General features: G+C 63.5%; 19 protein-coding genes. 7 read left to right on the top strand and 12 right to left on the bottom strand.

Annotated elements, in window-relative coordinates; genetic code table 11:
• The first annotated feature begins 117 nt into the window (after positions 1–117).
• From ACOZJV_RS29420 to ACOZJV_RS29410, 3 genes are all read left to right on the top strand, one after another.
• Positions 118–381, top strand: coding sequence for a DUF1652 domain-containing protein (locus tag ACOZJV_RS29420; RefSeq protein WP_020296920.1), 264 nt, complete (start codon positions 118–120; stop codon positions 379–381).
• Between the two features lie 193 nt (positions 382–574).
• Positions 575–3,241, top strand: a complete 2,667-nt coding sequence (uvrA, locus tag ACOZJV_RS29415; RefSeq protein ID WP_421549073.1) for an excinuclease ABC subunit UvrA — start codon at positions 575–577, stop codon at positions 3,239–3,241.
• 135 nt (positions 3,242–3,376) lie between these two features.
• A complete protein-coding gene (locus ACOZJV_RS29410) occupies positions 3,377–3,610 on the top strand; it encodes a DUF465 domain-containing protein (protein ID WP_078468732.1) in 234 nt (77 codons plus the stop codon).
• Between the two features lie 159 nt (positions 3,611–3,769).
• On the opposite strand, the gene ACOZJV_RS29405 is transcribed toward ACOZJV_RS29410, so the two are convergent.
• Together ACOZJV_RS29405 and ACOZJV_RS29400 are read right to left on the bottom strand one after the other, a co-directional pair.
• The gene (locus ACOZJV_RS29405) at positions 3,770–4,879 is read right to left on the bottom strand and encodes an SMP-30/gluconolactonase/LRE family protein (RefSeq protein ID WP_078468733.1); all 1,110 of its coding nucleotides are present in this window, start codon (positions 4,877–4,879) and stop codon (positions 3,770–3,772) included.
• A 28-nt stretch (positions 4,880–4,907) separates the two neighbouring features.
• Positions 4,908–6,068 (bottom strand): SRPBCC family protein, encoded by a 1,161-nt coding sequence (locus ACOZJV_RS29400; protein WP_421549072.1) that lies wholly within the window; start codon positions 6,066–6,068, stop codon positions 4,908–4,910.
• A 189-nt stretch (positions 6,069–6,257) separates the two neighbouring features.
• Here ACOZJV_RS29400 and ACOZJV_RS29395 point away from each other — a divergent pair, with 189 nt between their 5' ends.
• Positions 6,258–6,629, top strand: a complete 372-nt coding sequence (locus tag ACOZJV_RS29395) for a DUF3969 family protein (RefSeq protein ID WP_078468735.1) — start codon at positions 6,258–6,260, stop codon at positions 6,627–6,629.
• Between the two features lie 19 nt (positions 6,630–6,648).
• Positions 6,649–7,137 carry a hypothetical protein gene (locus tag ACOZJV_RS29390; RefSeq protein ID WP_421549071.1) on the top strand — a complete coding sequence of 163 codons (489 nt, stop codon included), beginning with the start codon at positions 6,649–6,651 and terminating at the stop codon, positions 7,135–7,137.
• A 26-nt stretch (positions 7,138–7,163) separates the two neighbouring features.
• Here the strand turns inward: ACOZJV_RS29390 and ACOZJV_RS29385 are convergent, their stop codons facing one another.
• From ACOZJV_RS29385 to ACOZJV_RS29375, 3 genes are all read right to left on the bottom strand, one after another.
• Positions 7,164–8,555 carry an amidase gene (locus tag ACOZJV_RS29385; RefSeq protein ID WP_421549070.1) on the bottom strand — a complete coding sequence of 464 codons (1,392 nt, stop codon included), beginning with the start codon at positions 8,553–8,555 and terminating at the stop codon, positions 7,164–7,166.
• A gap of 149 nt (positions 8,556–8,704) precedes the next feature.
• On the bottom strand, positions 8,705–8,980 hold the full coding sequence (locus ACOZJV_RS29380; protein ID WP_078468738.1) for a hypothetical protein: 276 nt from the start codon (positions 8,978–8,980) through the stop codon (positions 8,705–8,707).
• Positions 8,981–9,328: 348 nt separating this feature from the next.
• Entirely contained in the window at positions 9,329–9,616 is a 288-nt protein-coding gene (locus ACOZJV_RS29375; RefSeq protein WP_421549069.1) for a hypothetical protein, read from the bottom strand.
• A 188-nt stretch (positions 9,617–9,804) separates the two neighbouring features.
• Between ACOZJV_RS29375 and ACOZJV_RS29370 the strand changes: the two genes are divergently transcribed.
• Positions 9,805–12,450, top strand: coding sequence for an MGH1-like glycoside hydrolase domain-containing protein (locus tag ACOZJV_RS29370; protein WP_421549068.1), 2,646 nt, complete (start codon positions 9,805–9,807; stop codon positions 12,448–12,450).
• A 14-nt stretch (positions 12,451–12,464) separates the two neighbouring features.
• Here ACOZJV_RS29370 and ACOZJV_RS29365 read toward each other — a convergent pair whose 3' ends face one another.
• The 5 genes from ACOZJV_RS29365 to ACOZJV_RS29345 form a co-directional block, all read right to left on the bottom strand.
• The gene (locus tag ACOZJV_RS29365) at positions 12,465–13,223 is read right to left on the bottom strand and encodes a hypothetical protein (RefSeq protein ID WP_421549067.1); all 759 of its coding nucleotides are present in this window, start codon (positions 13,221–13,223) and stop codon (positions 12,465–12,467) included.
• 136 nt (positions 13,224–13,359) lie between these two features.
• A complete protein-coding gene (locus ACOZJV_RS29360) occupies positions 13,360–14,253 on the bottom strand; it encodes an aminoglycoside phosphotransferase family protein (protein WP_421549066.1) in 894 nt (297 codons plus the stop codon).
• 101 nt (positions 14,254–14,354) lie between these two features.
• Positions 14,355–16,073, bottom strand: coding sequence for a hydrogenase maturation protein (locus tag ACOZJV_RS29355; protein WP_421549065.1), 1,719 nt, complete (start codon positions 16,071–16,073; stop codon positions 14,355–14,357).
• 383 nt (positions 16,074–16,456) lie between these two features.
• On the bottom strand, positions 16,457–16,771 hold the full coding sequence (locus ACOZJV_RS29350) for an SCP2 sterol-binding domain-containing protein (RefSeq protein WP_020296906.1): 315 nt from the start codon (positions 16,769–16,771) through the stop codon (positions 16,457–16,459).
• Positions 16,772–16,823: 52 nt separating this feature from the next.
• The gene (locus ACOZJV_RS29345; RefSeq protein ID WP_078468743.1) at positions 16,824–17,534 is read right to left on the bottom strand and encodes a histidine phosphatase family protein; all 711 of its coding nucleotides are present in this window, start codon (positions 17,532–17,534) and stop codon (positions 16,824–16,826) included.
• Between the two features lie 205 nt (positions 17,535–17,739).
• On the opposite strand from ACOZJV_RS29345, the gene sohB reads away from it, so the two are divergent.
• Positions 17,740–18,771 (top strand): protease SohB, encoded by a 1,032-nt coding sequence (gene sohB / locus ACOZJV_RS29340; protein ID WP_020296904.1) that lies wholly within the window; start codon positions 17,740–17,742, stop codon positions 18,769–18,771.
• Between the two features lie 103 nt (positions 18,772–18,874).
• On the opposite strand, the gene ACOZJV_RS29335 is transcribed toward sohB, so the two are convergent.
• Positions 18,875–19,369: a DUF934 domain-containing protein gene (locus ACOZJV_RS29335; protein ID WP_020296903.1), complete on the bottom strand. Its 495-nt coding sequence runs from the start codon at positions 19,367–19,369 to the stop codon at positions 18,875–18,877.
• Positions 19,353–21,011, bottom strand: coding sequence for a nitrite/sulfite reductase (locus ACOZJV_RS29330; RefSeq protein ID WP_421549064.1), 1,659 nt, complete (start codon positions 21,009–21,011; stop codon positions 19,353–19,355). The genes ACOZJV_RS29335 and ACOZJV_RS29330 overlap by 17 nt, the downstream gene beginning before the upstream one ends.
• Between the last annotated feature and the right edge of the window lie 248 nt (positions 21,012–21,259).

The following is a 21,259-nucleotide window of genomic DNA, read 5'->3' as shown; positions in this document are numbered from 1 at the left end:
TGCAAAGTTGTACTAACTTGAACTGAAACGACACCGAAAAAAGTGTCGACAGGGCCTCATGACAACAGACTTCGTCTTGCGCGGGTTGAACTAGACAATTGATTGGGACGTACCACTGTGATCTCCAACCTTGAACTGCGCAAAATCGTCGAATCAAGTTTTCTGCCCCTGTACTGCCAATGCACCATCGGTCACGACGGGGTGATGACCGTGCGCATCAGCGACCCTGACAGTGGCCGGGTCGACCTGCTGGTGACCGGCATCGCCACCGCGGCCTTGACCAGCTCCCGGGCAATTGCCGAACTGATTGCCGAGTTGCGCTACGACCTCAATCACACCGGCCTGAGCGATAACCTGGGGGGCCGCCAGTTTCGCGCCTGAGCCCCGCGGCGCTGCCACCGCCGGGCCACCGCAAGAGAGCCGGGCGAGCACTGGCATTGAACATTCAGCGCCTGTCGTTGCCCCAATAGCTGGGCGGCCTGCCTGCGTCGGCGATGCATCGCGCCGGGCAACTGTGTGATGATCCGCGGTCTGGTCGCTCTTCACTTCCTGGCACCCGACACAAGGCTGGCTCATGACTTCGCAGCGCACACCGTCCCCTGATTCCACAGCGTCCTCCCTGCCTTTGAACAGCTCGGGTTTCGTCCGGGTGCGTGGCGCCCGCGAACACAACCTGCAGAACGTCGACGTCGATATCCCCCGCGATGCCCTGGTGGTGTTCACCGGCGTCTCGGGCTCGGGCAAGTCGTCCCTGGCGTTTTCCACCCTGTACGCCGAAGCCCAGCGTCGCTATTTCGAATCGGTGGCGCCCTATGCCCGGCGCCTGATCGATCAGGTCGGGGTGCCGGATGTCGACTCCATCGAAGGCCTGCCGCCGGCCGTGGCCCTGCAACAGCAGCGCGGCACACCCAGCACCCGCTCTTCGGTGGGCAGCGTAACCACCTTGTCCAGTTTGATCCGCATGCTGTATTCCCGCGCCGGCAGCTACCCGCCGGGGCAGCCGATGCTGTATGCCGAAGACTTCTCGCCCAATACCCCCCAAGGCGCCTGCAGCCAATGCCATGGCCTGGGCCGGGTGTATGAGGTGACCGAGGCATCGATGGTGCCCGACCCTTCGCTGAGCATCCGCCAGCGGGCCGTGGCTTCCTGGCCCCTGGCGTGGCAGGGGCAGAACCAGCGGGACATTCTGGTGACCCTGGGCTATGACGTGGACATTCCCTGGAGCCAGCTGCCGAAAAAACAGCGCGACTGGATTCTCTTCACCGAAGAAACCCCCACGGTGCCGGTCTACGCCGGGCTGACCCCGGCCCAGACCCGCGAAGCCCTCAAGCGCAAGCAGGAGCCCAGTTACATGGGCACCTTCAGCGGCGCCCGGCGCTACGTGCTGCACACCTTCAGCCATAGCCAGAGCGCGCTGATGAAAAAGCGCGTGTCGCAGTTCATGCTCGGCAGCCCGTGCCCGCTGTGCGACGGCAAGCGCCTCAAGCGCGAGGCGCTGTCGGTGACCTTTGCCGGGCTGGATATCGGCGAGTTGTCGCAGATGCCCCTGCTGCAACTGGCCGAGGTGCTGCGCCCGGTGGCAACGCAAGGCTACCTGGCCGAGGCCGAGGAGGGCGGCGCGGTGCTCAGCCACCAGCAGACAGCGGCGGTGCGCCAGCAGCGGGTCGCCCAGGGTGCGCCGGGGCATGCCGGGGCGCCGGATGTGCGGCATACGCCGAACCTGTCCCTGGAAAAACGCCTGGCCGCCCAGCGCATCGCCCAGGACTTGCTGGAGCGGGTCAGCACCCTGACCGACCTGGGCCTGGGCTACCTGGCCCTGGAGCGCAGCACGCCGACCCTGTCCTCCGGCGAGCTGCAACGCCTGCGCCTGGCGACGCAATTGGGCTCGCAACTGTTCGGCGTGATCTACGTGCTCGACGAGCCTTCTGCCGGCCTGCACCCGGCGGATGCCGAAGCCTTGTTCGAGGCGCTGCAACGGCTCAAAGCCTCGGGCAATTCGCTGTTTGTGGTGGAACATGACCTGCAGACCATGCGCCGCGCCGACTGGTTGATCGATGTCGGCCCGGCAGCCGGCGAGCAGGGCGGGCAGGTGCTGTACAGCGGTCCGCCGGCCGGCCTGGCCGAGGTCGCCGCGTCCCAGACCCGGGCCTATCTGTTCGGCGAGCAAGCCCCGGTGCCGCGCACGCTGCGCAAGGCCGAGGGCTGGCTGCGCCTGGAGGGCATCACCCGCAATAACCTGCGCGACCTCAGCGTCGAATTCCCCCTGGGCTGCTTTACCGCGGTGACTGGGGTGTCGGGTTCGGGCAAGTCGAGCCTGGTCAGCCATGCCCTGCTGGAACTGGTGGGCGCGCACCTGGGCAAGGCGTCGAGCAACGAGGAACCGGAAGAACTCAACCTCGAGGACGACGCGCCGCAAACCAGCGGCGGCCAGGTCAGCGCCGGGCTGGAGCAGATCAAGCGCCTGGTGCAGGTCGACCAGAAACCCATCGGTCGCACCCCGCGCTCGAACCTGGCGACTTACACCGGGCTCTTCGACCAGGTGCGCAAACTGTTTGCCGCCACCCCCGAAGCCCGAGAGCAGGGCTACGACGCCGGGCAGTTTTCCTTCAACGTCGCCAAGGGCCGCTGCCCGGCGTGCGAGGGTGAGGGTTTTGTCAGCGTCGAACTGCTGTTTATGCCCAGCGTTTATGCGCCGTGCCCGACCTGTCACGGGGCCCGCTACCACCGGCAGACCCTGGCCATCCAGTGGCAGGGCTTGAACATCGCCCAGGTGCTGCAACTGACGGTGCTCGAAGCGCTGGCAGTGTTCGCCGAGCAGCCGGGCATTCGCCGCGCGTTGCAGGTGCTGCACGATATCGGCCTGGGCTACTTGCGACTGGGGCAGCCGGCCACCGAGCTGTCCGGGGGCGAGGCGCAGCGCATCAAGCTGGCCACCGAGCTGCAACGCAACCCGCGCGGCGCCACCCTCTACGTACTCGATGAGCCCACCACCGGCCTGCACCCGCGGGACGTCGATCGGCTGCTGGAGCAGTTGGACAACCTGGTGCAGGCCGGCCACAGCGTGGTGGTGGTCGAGCACGAAATGCGCGTGGTGGCCCAGGCCGACTGGGTGATCGACATGGGCCCGGGAGCGGGCGACCAGGGTGGCCGGGTGGTGGTCAGCGGCACGCCGCAGCAGGTGGCGAAAAACCGCAAGAGCCGCACCGCGCCATTTCTGGCCCAGGCCCTGGGGCAGGCATGATCTGGCGCAAGGATGGACGACGAACGGTTACCGCTGGTCCGATTGGCGGTCGACAGACCCCGGGGGGCGAGGCCATTCTGGTAGGCGACACGCGCGGTAACGTGCTTGTTTCCGATCAATAAACGGAGGTGTTCCATGCCGGTGATTCACGACATTTATCAAGACCTGAGCCGCAGCAAAGAAGACATTCAACAGTGCCGGGCCAACGACCCCCACTTGAATGCGCTGTTCGACAAATACTCCACGATCGATGCTCAGGTCGTTCAAGCGGAGGCCGCTGCCGCCGCCGATGATGAAGTGAGGAAACTCAAGGAAAAACGCCTGCTGATCAAGGACGAAATCTCCCAGAAACTCACCGCCCGTTCCTGACACCATCCTCACCCTCAACCCGCGGCTACACCCGTAGCCGCTGCCGCAGGCTCGGGCCGCGTTCGGACGCTGGCCCTGACCGACGCCGAAGATATGCCTGACAAACCTCCGGCGCTTTCCAGGGTCAGCGCAGTCTTGTGCCTCGGCAGCGGCTACGGGCTACGGGTGTTTTTGCAGCGCCAGGTTCAGGGGCAGGCGCGCCATGTGGCGGGCGGTAAGTGAGCCGAAATACAGGTGGTCGCCGTACTCGCGCACCGTGGTGATCGGCGAATAATTGCCGCTGCTGGCGTCCTGCAGGTTGGCAATCACCCGGCCCTGGGTATCGAGGCCCAGGACAAAGGCGCGTTTCTCCACCGGTTTGGGCAGCACCGTCAGCGCCCGCACCACCATCTTGCGGACCAACGGGTAACCGGCCGTGGCGTCGAGCAACGGATTGCGCGGGGCATACAGCGCCACCCAGAACCGGTCACGGCCATTGAAACTCAGGTTGTCCGGCAGCCCCGGCAGGTTGTCGATAAACAGATCATGGCTCCCGGCGCGCTCGCCCTTGAGCCAATAGCGGCTGATGCGATAGGCGCCGGTCTCGTTGACCAGCACATAGGCTTCGTCCGGCCCCAGGGCGATGCCGTTGGCGAACTCCAGGCGGTCCAGCAGCACCTCGGTCTTGCCGTTCTGGAAGTCATAGCGCAACAAACGCCCGTCGCCGCCGTGCTCAATCACCGCTTCGCCATCCTGGCCGTAACCCCAGCGGCTGCTGGCGTCGCTGAAATAGGCGTAGCGCCCGGCGGCGTCCACCGCCACATCGTCGGGGAAGCCGAATTTCAAGCCATTGGCCTCGGTGCTCAAGACACTCAACTGGCCTTGGGTATCCAGCGCCAGCAGGCCCTTGATCCCGTCGGCAATGATCAGCCGCCCATCGGGGTGGCGCGCCAGGCCCAGGGGCCGGCCGCCGGTATTGACCAGGACCTTCAGCAGCTTGCCATCGAGGCTGGTCTGGATCACTCGACCATCGTGCAGGCCGCTGAGCAATTGGCCGTCTTCCAGCAGCAGGGCTTCGGGGCCGTCGATATCCCGGGCACCCACCCCTTCAAGCCCCTTGAGGCGCTGGTTGTCGGCATAGGGGCCGTTGCTCAGGGACGGCGCTGGCGAAGGGCTCCAGGCCACGGGCTGGACCCGGGTCGGGAGCAGCAGCAAAAACGCGGCAAGGGCGACAATCAGCAGCAACAGCAGACGACCCGTTTTGAATCGGCGGGGGGCGATCGGGTTCATGGCACGGTGACTCCTGTCCGGGGCAATGTCAGTCGGCGGTGTACGCGGCGGCGGGATTCGGGGGAATGGCCTGTTGCGCCATTTCGCACAATGCCAGCAACGAGTCCGAAGATTCGCGCTCGATCCGTCGCTTGAATAACAGCTGATTGCCCAGGCGCATCAGCCACCCGCTGAAACCATACTCCAGGGTCCGCACAAACCGCGTGTGGCCGGTGTCCAGCGCCTGACATTCGTAGGTCACCTGCAACTCCAGGCCATGGTCGCCACGGGCCCGGGCGCTCCAGCGCTGGCCCGGCAGGTATTCGCCGACCTGCCAGCTCAGGTGTCCGCTGCGCCCGCCGGCATGAATCTCCTCCTCGAACCGTGCTCCGGCGTACAGCGGGCCGCTCGGGCCTTCGACCGTGAGCGACGACGGATGCCACTCCGGCCAGCGGCTCGCGCTGCTGGCGTAGGCCAGGGTCGGGACGGCGCTGCGGGGGATGTCGATCTGATGCTGCATGCGGGTCATGGGCAGGCTCCGGGGCTCGGCGGTAATGGGTTCGGGCTCCCAGTACAGGGTGCCGAACAGGTAATCCATCAACGGCAGGACAATGTTGAAATTACGCCGCTGCATCAGCTCGCGGCGATGGTGCAGCTCGTGCAGGCGGCGCATCTGGCGAATCCACGGCAGGCGCGCCAGCGGGTGCTCGGCGGGCAAGTGCTCGCAAGCGTGAAACCACTCATAGGCCAGGTAGCCGATCAGCATCGCACCGGCAAACAGTGCCGCGACATTGGCGTTGAACGGGCGCATCAGCCACCACAGGGGCAGGGCGAACAGCAGGCTGTGGAACACGATCAGCCAGGTCGGAAACAGGATCACCCGCCAGTCGCGCGCGCCGTCGTAGGTCATCTGCCCCGGGACAAAAAAGCTGTGATGGTCGCCGGTATGCCGCTTATAGAACAGCCGGGCAAAGGCCTGTTTGTGATGCCCCAGCCAGCGGTGCACGACGTAGATGCACAGGTTGAAAAACACCAGTCCCAGGGGCAGCGTCAGCCATTCCAGAGGCTGCACCTGCTCCAGCGTGCCGGCCAGCAGGGCGATGCACAGCACGCCGTAGCCCAACACAAAACCGCCGTGCAGCCACGGGTTGTAACGCGGGCTGACGGTCGCTCGGTACTGTTGGCGAAAATGTTCGGTGGTGTCTCGCATGGCCCTGTTCCCGTTGTTGTTTTTATCGGCAGCAGCGTAGCCGCCGGCTGGCTATCCAGCCAATGGGCAGGGCCAAGGCCCGAGGGCTACCAGGGTCTCAAGCCCGCCCCAGAGGGTTTGGCGCAGTTGAACCGGGGTGGCGACCTCGGGGACAATCCACGGCTTTGAGCGCACTGCAGGGAGCAACCGATGGAAAAGACTGTGGCATTGGCGATTGAGGCCCTGGAGCCGGAGGAGGCCACCCGGCTGGTGTGTGCCCTGGCATTGGGTTTGTTGCGCGCGGTGCAGGATGAAGCCATTGACCTGGAGGAGGCCGAGCGCCTGCTGTTTTCTCCACGCACCGCTCATACCTTGCAGCACAAGGGCCTGGGGCCCGAGCTGCCGCAGCTGATTCTCGAGTGCTGCGAACTGGAAGATGTGCTGAGCCTGATACCCGAGCGCTTCGCACACAACGTGGAGGCCATGGCCGAGCGCTTTTCCAGCCTGCTCAAGGGCGATGCCGGCTACGAAGAACGGACCAGAAAGAAGGCTGGACGGGTCGATCTGTATGTCATTCGCTGATGACACGCCGAGGTGCTCCATGACGCAAGCGAGCTACCCGCGGGGCAAGGTGTTCATGGCCTTCCTGCTGTGCCCGCTGATACCGGGTTTTATCGCCGGCCTGGTCAATAGCGGGCTGCTGGTGGCCCACCTGGCGACTCATCCACGGCTGATCGGCGAGGTCAGGGGCGGTGAAATCCTGCTGATGCCGCTGCTGACACCACTGGTGGCGTTTCTGGTGTTTCTCCTGCCGATGTTTGCCCTGGCCCTGGGGGTGGTCCTGCTGAAAGTCAGGCGTTCAGCCTTCAGTTGCAACGCCTTGGCGTTGCTCGGCAGCGTGACGGTGACAGGTTGGGTCCTGCTGTTTATCCGGGCCGTGGTCAATGGCATCGAGCGCGCACGCTACGTGGACTACCTGCCGGGCGTGCTCCTGCTCTGGCTGGCCGCTGCCGTCACCTGCTGGCTGACCGCCCGTTGCTTCCTGCCTTCACCGGATAGCCCGCCCGTGTGCCGAGCCTCGCCGGACTGATCCCCCGGAGCGCGACGCGGGTCGTGTCAGCGAGACGGCGGGTTGGGCCAGCCCTGGGCGCCGCGCCAACCTTCATAGGTCTTGGCCACTTGCAGCAGCCATTGATCGGCAAAGCGCGGGGCGATCATCTGCAGGCCGATGGGCAAGCCCTCGGCGCTGAAGCCGCAGTTGATCGACAGCGCCGGTTGTTCGCCCATGTTCCAGGGCAGGGTGAAGACGATGTGCTCGAACGGCTGTTGCGGATTGTTGGTGGGAGATGGCCACTCGGCGGGAAAGCTGTTGACCTGGTTGGTGGGCGACAGCACCAGGTCGAACTCGCTGAACACCTGGGCGGCGCGGCGGCGCATCTCGAAGGTCTGGTTAAAACCCCGGACCGCCTCAACCCCTGAAAGATCGGCCCCCGCTGCCGCCCAGTCGCGAATATAGGGCAGCACCCTGGCCAACTGCTCGGCGCCCAGGGCCGACAGTTCCGCCCATTGCCGGGCCCGCCAGAAGCGATCGAGGCCATCCAGTTGGGCGCGGTCCATGATCGGCGCCAGGGTCCGCACCTGGGCCCCGTGGCGTTCGAACAACCGCGCGGCGCCCTGCACCGCCTCGCAGACAAAGCCTTCCGGTTGCAGCCCGGCGCCAGGTTCCAGCATCAGGCCGATCTTCAGGCCATGGACCGACAGTGGCTGGTCGCTCCAGTCGCTGGCCAGCGGTGGCAGGCTGGTGGCATCGCGGGCATCGGGCCGGGCCAGGTAGCGCATCATCAGCACCGCGTCATCCACGCTGCGGGTCATGGGCCCGGCACAGCGCCCGGTGTAATAAGGGTCGATGGGAATCCGCCCCAGGGTCGGCTTGAACCCCACCAGGCCGCACCAGGCGGCGGGCAGGCGCACCGAACCGCCGATATCGGTGCCGATATGCAGCGGCCCGTAACCGGCTGCGGCCGCGGCGCCCGCCCCGGAACTGGAGCCGCCGGGGTTGCAGGCGCGGTTCCAGGGGTTGCGGGTGATGCCATGGAAACTCGACAACCCGGAAGACAACATGCCGAAATCCGGCACCGTGGTCTTGGCCAGGATGATCGCCCCGGCTTCGCGCATTCGCGCGGCTGGCGGCGCATCCTGCACGGCAGGCTTGAGCAGGGTGGCGGCGCTGCCCAGGGGAATTGGCGTGCCCCGGGTGGCAATCAGCTCCTTGATCGTGACCGGCACCCCGTCCAGCGGACCCTGGGGCGAACCCTTGTGCCAGCGCTCGGTGGAGGTCCGGGCCTGCTGGAGCACCTGCTGCGGATCGAAGGCGTAGAGCGCGCGGATATGCGGCTCCCAGCGCTCGATATGGGCCAGCAGATGCTCGTAATAGTCCAGGGGAGACAGGGTGCGGCCGGCGAACCGGGCCAGCAGTTGGGAGGCTTGGAGCTCGTGCAGATCAGTCATCGAACGCATCCTTGGGCCGGGCGTCAGTCGGGTTGCCGATGATTTGACTGTAGCGTCTCCACCCGGGCCCAACCATCATCCGTGGCGCTGCCCTGATGACCTTGTTCAGCCGTAGGAGCCGGCAAGCCGGCTCCTACGGGGGGCATGTGTCAGGGTTGAAGAGGTTGTGCCCGCAGCTGGCGCCCCAATACATCCAGCACATCACAGCCATCGCGCAACGGAATGGCGCAGACCAGCGCGAGCTCCTGCAACACCAGGGCATCGCCGGGGATATCGGGCCGCGCGGCGAAGTTTTCCAGCAGTTGAGTGACGGCGCGGATGCGATAGGCGGCCGCTTCGTACAGCACATCGGCGGGGGCCTGGGTATCGATCAGCAGGGAAGGGATGGTGCAGTCGTGGCCGGTGATCGGCATGTATCTGTTCATAAGTAACGCCTCGGTCGGTTAGGAGCGCCACTCGATCGTCGCCAAACGAAGGGTGGCAGCTGTACGCAGGTTGGCGAACCGGGACCGCGGAGCCGGCAGACCCGAAGGTCTCCCGCGTACAGCCGCCATAAGGCAGCGTTACAGATGCGAAAAGCCCTGCAAACAAGCGCAGGGCTCTCGCACACGGTCATAGGGTCGCCAAACCCGATCGTCACCAGGACGACGCAGGACTATAGGCACGCCCCCAGGAACAGGACAAGGCACTGGCACGACAGGAATTTCTGAGATTGCTGTAGGACTCAGGAGCGCGAGTGTGAATCAACCACGCCGGAGGTTCAACGCCCTGCCTCAGTCGAAGCCGATGCGCGAGGTCTGGCGGGTTTCGCGGTCATGCAGCTGATTGATATCGGTCTCGTAACTGCATTGCCCGCTGCAACGGTGTTCGACACTGATCGGGGCCTTGAACTGCAACTTCAGTGTCGGCGCAGTGGGTTCGGGCGCTGGCGCCGCGGTCGTGGCCTCTGCCAGCGGCGGCTGCGGGTAGCTCAGGTCCAGGCTGGCGGCCTGGGCCGAGCAGGCCAGCAGGCTGAGTAGGACACCGGTAAAAAACGCTTTGCAACTGCACATCATCAACATCGCACTGTCATAAAAGGGTTGCCGATTATAACGAACCAGGGTCGGTAAATTTAATAAAAAGGCTCTGCAATGGGGTTCTTCAGTCGTTTTGAGCGTGACGGATGCTCGCACCATGAAACATTTGTCATGCCCCAGGCCCCCAGGCAGCTCCTACACTGCAGCTCATTCCCATGGCCACGGACACCCCCATGACGGCAAAACCAGCAGCGAGCATTCTCGACACGGTTGAAGGCCAGCGCCTGCAAGGCGCCGAGGCCGGCCACTGGCGCGAATGGGGGCCTTACTTGAGTGAGCGGCAGTGGGGCACGGTGCGCGAGGACTACAGCGCCGATGGCGACGCCTGGCGCTACCTGCCCCATGACCACGCGCGCAGTCGGGCCTATCGCTGGGGCGAGGACGGCCTCGCCGGGTTCTCCGACAAGGCCCAGCACTGGTGCCTGGGGCTGGCGCTGTGGAATGAGCACGACAGCATTCTCAAGGAGCGGCTGTTCGGCCTGAACAACGCCGAAGGCAATCACGGCGAGGACGTCAAGGAGCTGTATTTCTACCTCGACGGCGTGCCCAGCCATGCCTATATGCGCATGCTCTACAAGTACCCCCAGGCGGCCTTCCCCTATGACGACCTGGTGCGCGAAAACGCCCGGCGCGGCCTGGGCGATGCCGAGTACGAGATCCTGGATACCGGCGTCTTTGAAGACCAGCGCTACTTCGACGTGACGGTGGAATACGCCAAGCACCAGGCCGACGACCTGTTTATGCGGGTCACGGTGCACAACCGTGCCGATCAGCCCGCGCGGCTGCACGTGCTGCCCCAAGTGTGGGCGCGCAATAGCTGGAGTTGGGGCGACGATCCGCGCCGGCCGAGCCTGATACTGGAGGGCGAGCGCGTGCTGGCGCGCCACCCGCAATTACCCGAACGCCAAGTCACTGCCTGGGGCCCCGAGCCCTGCCAGTGGCTGTTCTGCAACAACGACAGCAACTTCCCCAGGCTCGACGGGCTGGCTGCGCCGGGGCCGTTCAAGGATGGCTTCAACGATTACCTGGTGGGCGGCGTGGCCAACGCCATCGCCCGGGACGCGGGCACCCGGGTCGCCGCGCATTTCAGCCTGGCCCTGGGTGCCGGCGAGAGCAAAAGTGTCTACCTGCGCTTTGCCCCGGCAGGCGCCGAGCCGGTCAGTGCCCGCCAGGTGTTCGAGCGTTGTCGGGCCGAGGCCGATGATTTCTACGCGGCCCTGCAAGCCGGCCTCGACCAAGATGCGCGCAACGTGCAACGCCAGGCCCTGGCCGGCTTGCTGTGGTCCAAGCAGTTGTATTACTTCGACGTCAAGCAATGGCTCGACGGCGATCCCGGCCAGCCGCCACCGCCGCCCGAGCGCGAGCATCTGCGCAACAGCCACTGGCGGCACCTGGCCAACTTCGACATCGTGTCGATGCCCGACACCTGGGAATACCCCTGGTACGCCTCCTGGGACCTGGGGTTCCAGGCGGTGGCCTTTGCCCTGATCGACCCCGGGTTTGCCAAGCACCAGTTGCTGCTATTGGTCAAAGACCGCTTTATGCACCCCAATGGCCAGTTGCCGGCCTATGAATGGCGCTTTGACGACGCCAACCCGCCGGTGCATGCCTGGGCCAGCTGGCGCGTGTACCAGCAAGACAAGGCGCTGACCGGCGAAGGTGACCTGGATTTTCTCGAGCGGATCTTCCACAAGCTGCTGCTTAATTTCTCGTGGTGGGTCAACCGCAAGGACGCCGAAGGCCGCAACCTGTTCCAGGGGGGCTTCCTCGGCCTGGATAATATCGGCCTGTTCGACCGCTCGGCTGCGTTGCCGCCGGGCTACACCCTGGATCAGGCCGATGGCACGGCCTGGGTCGCGGCCTACGCCCTGGACCTGATGCGCATTGCCCTGGAACTGGCCAAGCGCAACCCGGTGTACGTCGATATCGCGGTGAAGTTCTTTGAACACTTCCTGTATATCGCCGGCGCTATCAACCGCGTCGACGCCGCCGCCGAAGGCCTGTGGGACGAACAGGACCAGTTTTTCTACGACGTGTTGCAGCACCCGGACGGGCTCAGCGAACCTCTGCGCCTGCGCTCCATCGTCGGCCTGATGCCGCTGTTCGCGGTGCAGGTGCTGGAGCAGCACGAACACGAAGGGCTGCCGGGGCTGCGTGAGCGCTTGCTGGGCTTTATGCGCCATCGGCCGGACCTCGCCAGCCTGGTGTCGCGCTGGACCGAGCCGGGGGAGGGCAACCGCATGCTCCTGGCGCTGCTGCGTGGGGAGCGGACCAAGGATTTGCTCAAGCGCATGCTGGATGAGGCGGAATTTCTCAGTGAGTTCGGCGTTCGCTCGCTGTCCAAGGCCTTCGCCGAGCAGCCGTTTGAGTTGCAGGTCAATGGCAACCCGTTAAACGCTCGCTATGTGCCGGCCGAGTCCGACTCGCGGCTGTACGGCGGTAACTCCAACTGGCGCGGCCCGCTGTGGATGCCGATCAACTACATGTTGATCGAAGCCTTGCGCGAGTTTCACCGCTACTACGACCAGAACTTTTCTGTGGAGTACCCCAGCGGTTCAGGCTACCTGGCGTCGCTCAAAGAGGTCGCGGACGGCCTGAGCCAGCGCCTGACCCGTTTGTTCCTGCGTGATGAGGACGGGCTGCGGCCCTCCATGTGCGGCTATCCGCAATTGCAGGCTGACCCGATCGATCGTGACCTGGTGCTGTTCCATGAATACTTCCATGGCGAAACCGGACGCGGCCTGGGGGCGTCCCACCAGACGGGGTGGACGGCGTTGGTGGCGCTTTTGCTGCAACCTGAGTGGCAGCAACGGCGGTGATGGAGGCGCAGCGGTTATTTCGCTTGCACCTCCTCCAGTTTTTTCGAGACATCCGACACTACCCAATTCAGGGTCGCGACCGGAACCGTGATCGCCTTGCCATCGGCGTACAGCGCGCAGAACGAGGTCGAGCACTGCATGACCCGGTAAGTGCCTTTGTGCCCATCGGGGTCATTGACGGTCACCAGTGGCGAGTTCTTGAAGCCGTCTTTCAGATCGTCGGCGGCTGAATCCTTACCGATCAATGAAAAAGGGGTAATGGTGATCATCAGGATGAACGAGATAAAAAACATCGCGACAAACAGGCCGTAGCTCGGGATGAAAATATACAGCGCGCATTTCCCCATCTCTTTCAATAAGGACGGCGCGGGGGTGGTGGCCTGCTGCTTGCTCGACTGCTTTTTATCATTGAGCGTTTTGGTGAGCTTGGCGATCAGGTAGTTGAAGCCACCGAACACCACGATGGTCAGCACGCAGACCAGGGTTGCCCATAGCCAGTGCTGCCCGATGAATTCAAAACTGCCTTTCAAGCCATTGGTCATGGCGTGATACCAAGCCAGCACCGCGGTGACGAAGGTGCTGGAGGTGTCCATGGGAAACATCGAGGTTTCCAGCTGGAAGTAGCCCAGGTATCCGTCGTGGTAAGCCTTGCCGTTCAAGTAGAAGAACGGGGTGGTGATGGCCAGGATCACCGAGCCGATCATGCCCCAGGCGATCGGGCTCTTACCGGTGGTTTCCTGGGCTTTTTCTGTTTCTTTAAGCTTGGCGTTCACTCTCATTCCTTAAGATTTTCCAATGGCGTCTTTCGTGCTCAAAGCCCTGCGCCGGGCAAAACCATAGCAGCTGTTTTCTTCTCTGCGATCAAAAAAAACGGGTGCGACCGGGTCATGGCCGCAGCGGATGTGGCGCTTATTGGCCGTACCAGCGAGGCACAACACTGGAAAAACCGGCGAAGTCCTCCCAGACCTTTTGCGTGCGTTGCAGGCTGGCGTGGATTTGCTCTTCGCCGAAGGCCATGGCCCAGATCACGCTGAAGAAGGTATCGAACGCGACGTACAACGCCATGCGGGTGAAGAACCCAGGGTCGGCCTTGCCCGCGCAGTAGCCGTCGATCTGGCCGCGGGCGAAGTCGCTGCTGAGATTGCAGGAAAACAGCGCCAGCCTGTTGAAGTCTCGCGCCGGATCGCCGAGACGACAGCGGTTGAAATCGATGATCGACAATTGGTCATCGGCGCCCACGATCATGTTGTTCAGGTGATAGTCGCCGTGCAGGAACACCCGCGGCGCGTCTGTCAGCAGATGAAAGTGCTGCTCGATAAATTGCAGGAAGTCTTGCTCATGGGCCACTTGATAGCCGCAGCTCCGGTACTGTTCGAGCTTTTTAAGGTAGAGGGCACGCATCTGCTGTTCGGCGTTCTCGGTGCCTGGAGGCACAGCAACGCTGTGTATCTGCTGGAGTATCCGACCGGCTTGCAGGCCCAGTTCATGACAGGCAGCGGCCGGACGCTCGGCAACCCAGTGCGCGCCATCCTGGCCTTCGATCCACGACAACAGCGAGTAGACCTGGCGCCCTGAATCAAACAGGCCAAAGGCCAATGGCTGGGACATGGCGATGCCCTGTGCCGCCAGGTGTTGGGTCCACTGGAATTCGTGGTGCTTGCTGGTGTGCTGGGCGGCGTCGCTGGTGCGCAAGAGCAGGTGCTGGCCCTGTGCATCGACGATGTGAAAGATCCGATCGCTGGACCAGCCCAGGGTCTGTTCTTCGATGCTGCGCCACGTGGAATGGCCGGGAATGTCGTGCATATCGCCTCCTGGCAAACAGTTGCCGCCCCAGTGGGGCGGCAACAAAAAGGCGGCGATATTACGTGGCCTGGCGGTGCATTGAAAGTCGCCGGTCAGGCGGCTCAGCCCACCAATGCCACTTCCCGGGGTTGCGCCCAGTCTTCGATCAAGCGCTGCGGCGTGCAGCAGGTTTTGCGCTTGTAGACGAATGCCGCGCATTTTTCGGCGAAGCCCTTGCGGTTGTGCACCATGTCCTGGTGCATTTCCTCCAGCTCGGCATTGCGGCAGTGCTGCATCAGTTGCGGGTCGGCCTGGGCCTTGCGCTCGCGGATGGCCTGGTAGCGGCTATCGCTCAGGGCGCTGTTGGCTCGTTGCAGCAGCCACAGGGCGAACTCGTCCGGGCAGCGCGGGCCGATCTCCTGCACCATGCCCATCTCCAGGGCCTGGAGGGTGCTGATGGGCAGGCATTCCTCGGTGAGCCGCTGGGCCATGGCCTGGCCCACGGCGCGGGGCAGGCTGTAGGTCCAGTATTCGGAGCCGAACAGGCCCATGGTCTTGTAATGCGGGTTGAGCACCACATCGGACCGGGCCAGGACGATGTCCGCCGCCAGCCCCAGCATCAGGCCGCCGGCGCCGGCGCTGCCGGTCAGGCCGCAGACCACCAGTTGCCGGGCGCTGAGCAGCTCCTGGCAGACGTCGTCGATCGCCTGGATGTTGGCCCAGGCTTCGAGGCCCGGTACGGGGGCGGCCTGGATCACGTTCAGGTGCACGCCGTTGCAAAAGGCGCCACGTCCGCCCTTGATCAGCAGCACCTGGGTGTTCTGTGCCTTGGCCCAGCGCAGAGCACGGGTCAGGCGCTGGCATTGTTCGGTGCTCATGGCGCCGTTGTAGAAGTCGAAGGTCAGCTCGCCGACATTGCCTGACTCGCGGTAGCGAATCGGCTGATAGGCCTCATTGCACAAAGGCGAGTTTTCGATTGACCAGTCCAGGTGCGGCAGGCCCTCCAAATGTTGCGCCAGCACATGCCGCGCCGGGCGCTTGAAGGTCTCGGCACCGGGTGCTGCCTTGGGTTTGAGGGCGCCGATCCACAGGCTGTGGTCGCCGGCGGCCACCAGCACGGCGTCATCGTGCACGGCGAGCAGTTCCCCGGGTGTACCGCTGCGTGCATCCAGGTGGGCGTCATACAGGTAGTACTGGCCGCCGGCCAGGCTCGCCAGCACCCCTGGCTGGCCGTCGGCGGCGTCGATGGAGCGCTTGATGAAACGCGCGCAGTCGTGCCAGCTGAAGGTACGGTCGCTCTGCTTCATGTTGGGCTGCAAGCGGCCACGGACGTTGGGGTCCAGGTAGTTCAGGGGGATCGGGGTGAAGCCGCTGGTGAATTTTTTCACCACGTCCTCGATGCACTGCAACGCGGCGTCGCTGATCAGGCCGTTGTACAGCTCGGATTTACGCAGGTTGGCCGGCAGGGTGAATTCGTGGGTCGACCAGATCGGCCCGGCATCCATTTCTTCCACGGCTTGCAGGGCGGTGACGCCCCAGCGGCTGACCTCATTGGTAATCGCCCAGTCCAGGGCGCTGGCGCCACGGTCGCCAACGATCCCCGGGTGGATGATCACCAGCGGCCGTTGGGTATTGGCCCACAGTCGCTGCGGCACCCGGTCCTTGAGAAAGGGACAGATCACCAGGTCGGCGTTGGCGTCTTCGATCTGTTGGCAGACCGACTCTTCGTCGGTGAACAGCACCACGCTGGGGCGGTGCCCGGCCTGGCGCAGGCTCAGCCAGGCTCGTTGGGTCAGGCCGTTGAAGGCGCTGGACAGCAGAATGATCTTCAGTGATCCCATGGGGTGACTCTTCCTTGAGTGATAGGCACGACCGGTCGCTCCGATCAGCCGTCCCTGGCCTGTGATGGAGACGCCAGAGTAGAGACCTGCGCAAAACCGAAACTGACTGAGATCAATCAAGCGTGCCGCCAGCCAAACAAGGTGCCCGACGGTCATCCCGCAAACCCCGTAGCCGCTGCAGCCGCTGCCGAGGCACGAGGCTGCGCTGGCCCGTTTGGGCACGGTGACCTATCAGGCGCATTCGCGGCGTCGCGCAGGCCAGCGTCCGAACGCGGCCTGAGCCTGCGGCAGTGGCTACAGGTCATTGCATTAATCGGCAGGGGCCAGAAACGACGAATCCCGCCACAGGGGCGGGATTCGGGTACAACCGGACCGCGAGGGTCTTAGGCTGGGAACAGCTCGCTCAGTTTCATGGCCAGCATCATGTCGCCTTCAGCGCGCAGTTTGCCGCCCATGAAGGCCTGCATGCCGTCGGTTTCGCCGCTGACGATGCCGTCCAGGGTTTCGCCGTCCATCACCAGGGTGACCTGGGCGTCAGGGTTTTCGCCTTCTTGCAGCTCGCAGGTGCTGTCTTTGACGATCAGCGAGAAGTTCTTGGTGTCATCGATACGGAAACCGAAAACCAGGTCCAGGCCGGCGGCGGCAGCTGGGTTGAACTTGGCTTTCATGGCTTGTACGGCGTCAGCTACGGAGGTCATGGTTCGATCCTTTTCTTGGGGTGATTACAGCAAGGGTCACAGTGAGCCGGGCTCATCGGAAAGTGATGAGTTCCGGGGCCTTCAACAGTTGCAGATGGGCATGACCGTTGAAGGAAGCCAGGGCCACCTCGCGCCCGCGGAACTTCAGCTGGTTGAGCGAGGTGTTGACGATTTGCCAATTCAGTTCGAAAGCCTGCCGCGCAGGCATCCGGGTAATCAGGTGGAGCAGGGCGGTAATGGTGCCGCCGGAGGTGAACACGGCGATCTTGTCGCGATTGTCGGCCTGTTCGAGGATGCGTTGCAGGCCGCCCTGGACCCGCTCGACAAACCCCAGCCAGCTTTCCAGCCCCGGTGGGTCATAGGTGCCGGCCAGCCAGCGCTCGATGATCAGGGCGAAGATGCGCTGGAACTCGGCGCGGTTCTGCGCGGCGTTGCGCAGGGTTTCCAGGGCGTTCGGCTCCTGGCTCAGCAGGTCGGGCAGCAGGGCGCGGATAATGGCGTCGGCGTCGAACTCGTTGAAGGCCGAGTCGATCTCCAGGGCCGGTGTCGGCAGGTCGGCGGCGAGCATTTGCTCGCGGGCTTCGTTGGCAGTGTGTTGCTGGCGGCGCAGGTCGCCCGACAGGCAGCGGTCGAAGCTCAGGCCCATTTGCGCCAGGTGCTGGCCGAGCACTTGCGCCTGGCGCACACCGTTGGGCGACAGAACGTCATAGTCGTCTGCACCAAAGGAGGCCTGGCCATGTCGAATCAAATAGATGCTGCCCACGTCCGCGTCATCCCGGCACGTTGAAAGTTTTGCGAGGTTATGAGGATGCCGGTGAGCTGTCAATGAAAAAACATACGCTTGTTTGAAATGATTGTTGGAGCTTGGTTACACAAGGTTTCGCGGCTGGTGGTGGACCGGCCGCGTCGGTATGCTGGCGTCCATTACGCCGCTCGTTGGCAGCGGCACAGATGTTTAAGGAGTCGCTGTGGATTTTATTGCGGAGTACGCAAGTTTTCTGGCTAAAACCGTCACCCTGGTGGTGGCGATCCTGGTGGTGCTGATCACCGCGGCAGCCCTGCGCAGCAAAGGGCGGCGCAAGTCGGCCGGCCAGTTGCAGGTCAGCAAGCTCAATGACTTTTACAAGGGCCTGCGCGAGCGCCTGGAGCAGAGCCTGCTCGACAAGGACCAACTCAAGGCCTTGCGCAAGTCCCAGGGCAAGATCGAAAAAAACCAGAAAAAACTAAAGAAGCAGCCCGAGGCCAAGTCCCGGGTATTCGTGCTGGACTTCAATGGCGACATCAAAGCCTCGGCCACTGAAAGCCTGCGCCACGAAATCACCGCCTTGCTCAGCCTGGCCACGCCCAAGGATGAAGTGGTGCTGCGCCTGGAAAGCGGCGGCGGCATGGTTCACAGCTACGGCCTGGCGTCCTCGCAACTGGCGCGTATCCGCCAGGCGGGCGTGCCCTTGACCGTGTGCATCGACAAGGTCGCGGCCAGCGGCGGCTACATGATGGCGTGCATCGGCGAGAAGATTATCAGCGCGCCGTTCGCCATCCTCGGCTCGATTGGCGTGGTGGCGCAGTTGCCCAACGTCAACCGCCTGTTGAAGAAGCACGACATCGACTTTGAAGTGCTGACCGCCGGCGAATACAAGCGCACCCTGACCGTGTTTGGCGAAAACACCGAGAAGGGCCGGGAGAAGTTCCAGGAAGACCTGGACATCACCCACCAGCTGTTCAAGAACTTCGTGTCCCGCTACCGCCCGCAACTGGCCATCGATGAAGTGGCCACCGGCGAAGTCTGGTTGGGCGTGGCGGCGCAAGAGAAGTTGCTGGTGGACGAGTTGCAGACCAGCGACGAATACCTGGCCGACAAGGCCAAGAGCGCAGAGGTGTTCCACCTGCACTATGCCGAGCGCAAGAGCCTGCAGGAGCGGGTGGGGCTGGCGGCCAGCGGTTCCATTGACCGCGTGCTGCTGACCTGGTGGAGCCGCCTGACTCAGCAACGCTTCTGGTAAACCGCGGAGGGCGGTGCGACAGCCACCGCCATTTCCTGCAGTGCCGGATACAAAAAAGCCCTGAGCCGGTTTCCCGGTCCAGGGCTTTTTTTATGCGCCAGGTTTAGCGGCGACGGAACAGCGGCAGCGGTTCGTCGGTGGCGGCCTGGTAGGTCACCGAGAAGTCCTTGAGGCTTTCCAGGGCTTCGTACGGGTCTTTGTCAGCGCGCAGGGCGTAGGCATCGAAACCGCAACGGTGCAGGTAGAACAGTTGATCGCGCAGCACGTCGCCGATGGCCCGCAGCTCGCCCTTGTAACCGTAGCGGTCACGCAGCAGGCGGGCGTTGGAGTAGTTGCGTCCATCGGTAAAGGCCGGGAAGTTCAGGGCGATGACCTGGAACTGGTCGACGTCATCACCGATTTCCTCGGCTTCTTCTTCAGCGTCCAGCCACACGCCCAGACCGCCATCGCGGGCCTTGAGGGCGTGAGCGTGCTCGCGCCACAGTGCCAGCGGCACGATCAAGTCGTCGCAGTTGGAGATGCCATCGAGGGTCGCGTCCTTGGGCAGCAAGTGCCAGGTTTCGTCGACGACCTCGTTGTTCTTAATGATTCGCTGCATAGACACGCTCCTTGAAGAGGTCGATACCGATACGTTGGTAGGTGTCGATAAAGCGCTCGTCTTCGTTACGTTGTTCCACGTAGACGTCGATCAGCTTGGAGATCACATCCGGCATGGCGTCCTGGGCGAAGGACGGGCCGAGGATCTTGCCCAGGCTGGCATCGCGGCTGGCGCTGCCACCCAGGGACACTTGATAGAACTCTTCGCCTTTCTTGTCGACACCAAGGATGCCGATGTGGCCCACGTGGTGGTGACCACAGGCGTTCATGCACCCGGAGATGTTCAGGTCCAGTTCGCCGATGTCGAACAGGTAGTCCAGGTCGTCGAAGCGACGCTGGATGGATTCGGCGATCGGGATCGACTTGGCGTTGGCCAGGGAGCAGAAGTCGCCGCCCGGGCAGCAGATGATGTCGGTCAGCAGGCCGATGTTCGGGGTGGCGAAACCGCGTTCACGCAATTCGCCCCACATGGCGAACAACTGGCTCTGTTCAACGTCGGCCAGGATGATGTTCTGCTCGTGGGAGGTACGCAGTTGACCGAAGCTGTAGCGGTCGGCCAGGTCGGCCACGGCGTCCAGCTGTTTGTCGGTGAGGTCACCCGGGGCCACGCCGGTCGGTTTCAGCGACAGGGTCACCGCCACATAGCCCGGCTTCTTGTGGGCCAGGGTGTTGCGCGTGCGCCAGCGGGCGAAGCCTGGGTGCTGCTGGTCGAGTGCTGCCAGCTCGGCGGTTTGGTTTTCCAGGGCCTTGTAGTCCGGGTCGACGAAGTGTTTGGCCACGCGATGCACTTCGGCATCGGTCAGGGTGGTCTGGCCACCGCGCAGGTGTTCCATCTCTGCGTCGACTTTTTGCGCAAAGACTTCAGGCGTCAGGGCCTTGACCAGAATCTTGATCCGCGCCTTGTACTTGTTGTCACGACGGCCATAGCGGTTGTAGACCCGCAGGATCGCGTCGAGGTAACTCAACAGGTCCTGCCACGGCAGGAACTCGTTGATAAAGGCGCCAACCACCGGAGTACGGCCCAGGCCGCCACCCACTAGTACGCGGAAGCCCAGCTCGCCAGCGGCGTTGTACACCGGCTCCAGGCCGATGTCGTGGACTTCGATGGCCGCGCGGTCCGAGGTCGAGCCGTTGATGGCGATCTTGAACTTGCGCGGCAGGTAGGCGAATTCCGGGTGGAAAGTGGTCCACTGGCGGACGATTTCGCACCAGGGGCGCGGGTCGATTACTTCGTCGGCAGCGACGCCGGCGAACTGGTCGGTGGTGACGTTGCGCAGGCAGTTGCCGCTGGTCTGGATCGCGTGCATCTGCACGGTGGCCAGCTCAGCCAGGATGTCCGGGATGTCTTCCAGGGCCGGCCAGTTGAACTGCACGTTCTGCCGGGTACTGATGTGGGCATAGCCCTTGTCGTAGTCGCGAGCGATCTTGGCCATCATTCGCGTCTGGCGCGAAGTCAGCTGGCCATAAGGCACGGCGACCCGCAGCATCGGGGCAAAACGTTGGATATAGAGGCCATTCTGCAAGCGCAGAGGGCGGAATTCTTCTTCGCTCAGCTCGCCTGCCAGATAGCGTCGGGTCTGATCACGGAACTGCTTGACGCGGTCCTCGATGATTCGCTGATCGTACTCGTCGTATACGTACATATAGGTCCTGTTCTCAGGCTTATCAGGTAACCGGAGAGGCTGCGGTCACCTCAGCAATTCTGCGCGCACGGCCGCGCACTCCCAACGGAGCCGGCGCACGATACCAGTTTGCAGTTATGCGCAAAAGTGATGTTTGAGTATATGCAAAGAACTAAAACGACTAACGGTACAAGACCACATTTGTGGTAAGGGAAAAGCTGGTCTTAACTCTGCGGGAGTCTTCGAGCAGTCACCGATAAAACCGACAA

This window comes from Pseudomonas sp. QD4, from assembly GCF_049199125.1.
Lineage (GTDB): Bacteria > Pseudomonadota > Gammaproteobacteria > Pseudomonadales > Pseudomonadaceae > Aquipseudomonas.
The sequence above is the reverse complement of the archived record's forward strand: the minus strand, read 5'-3'. Positions and strand labels throughout refer to the sequence as shown.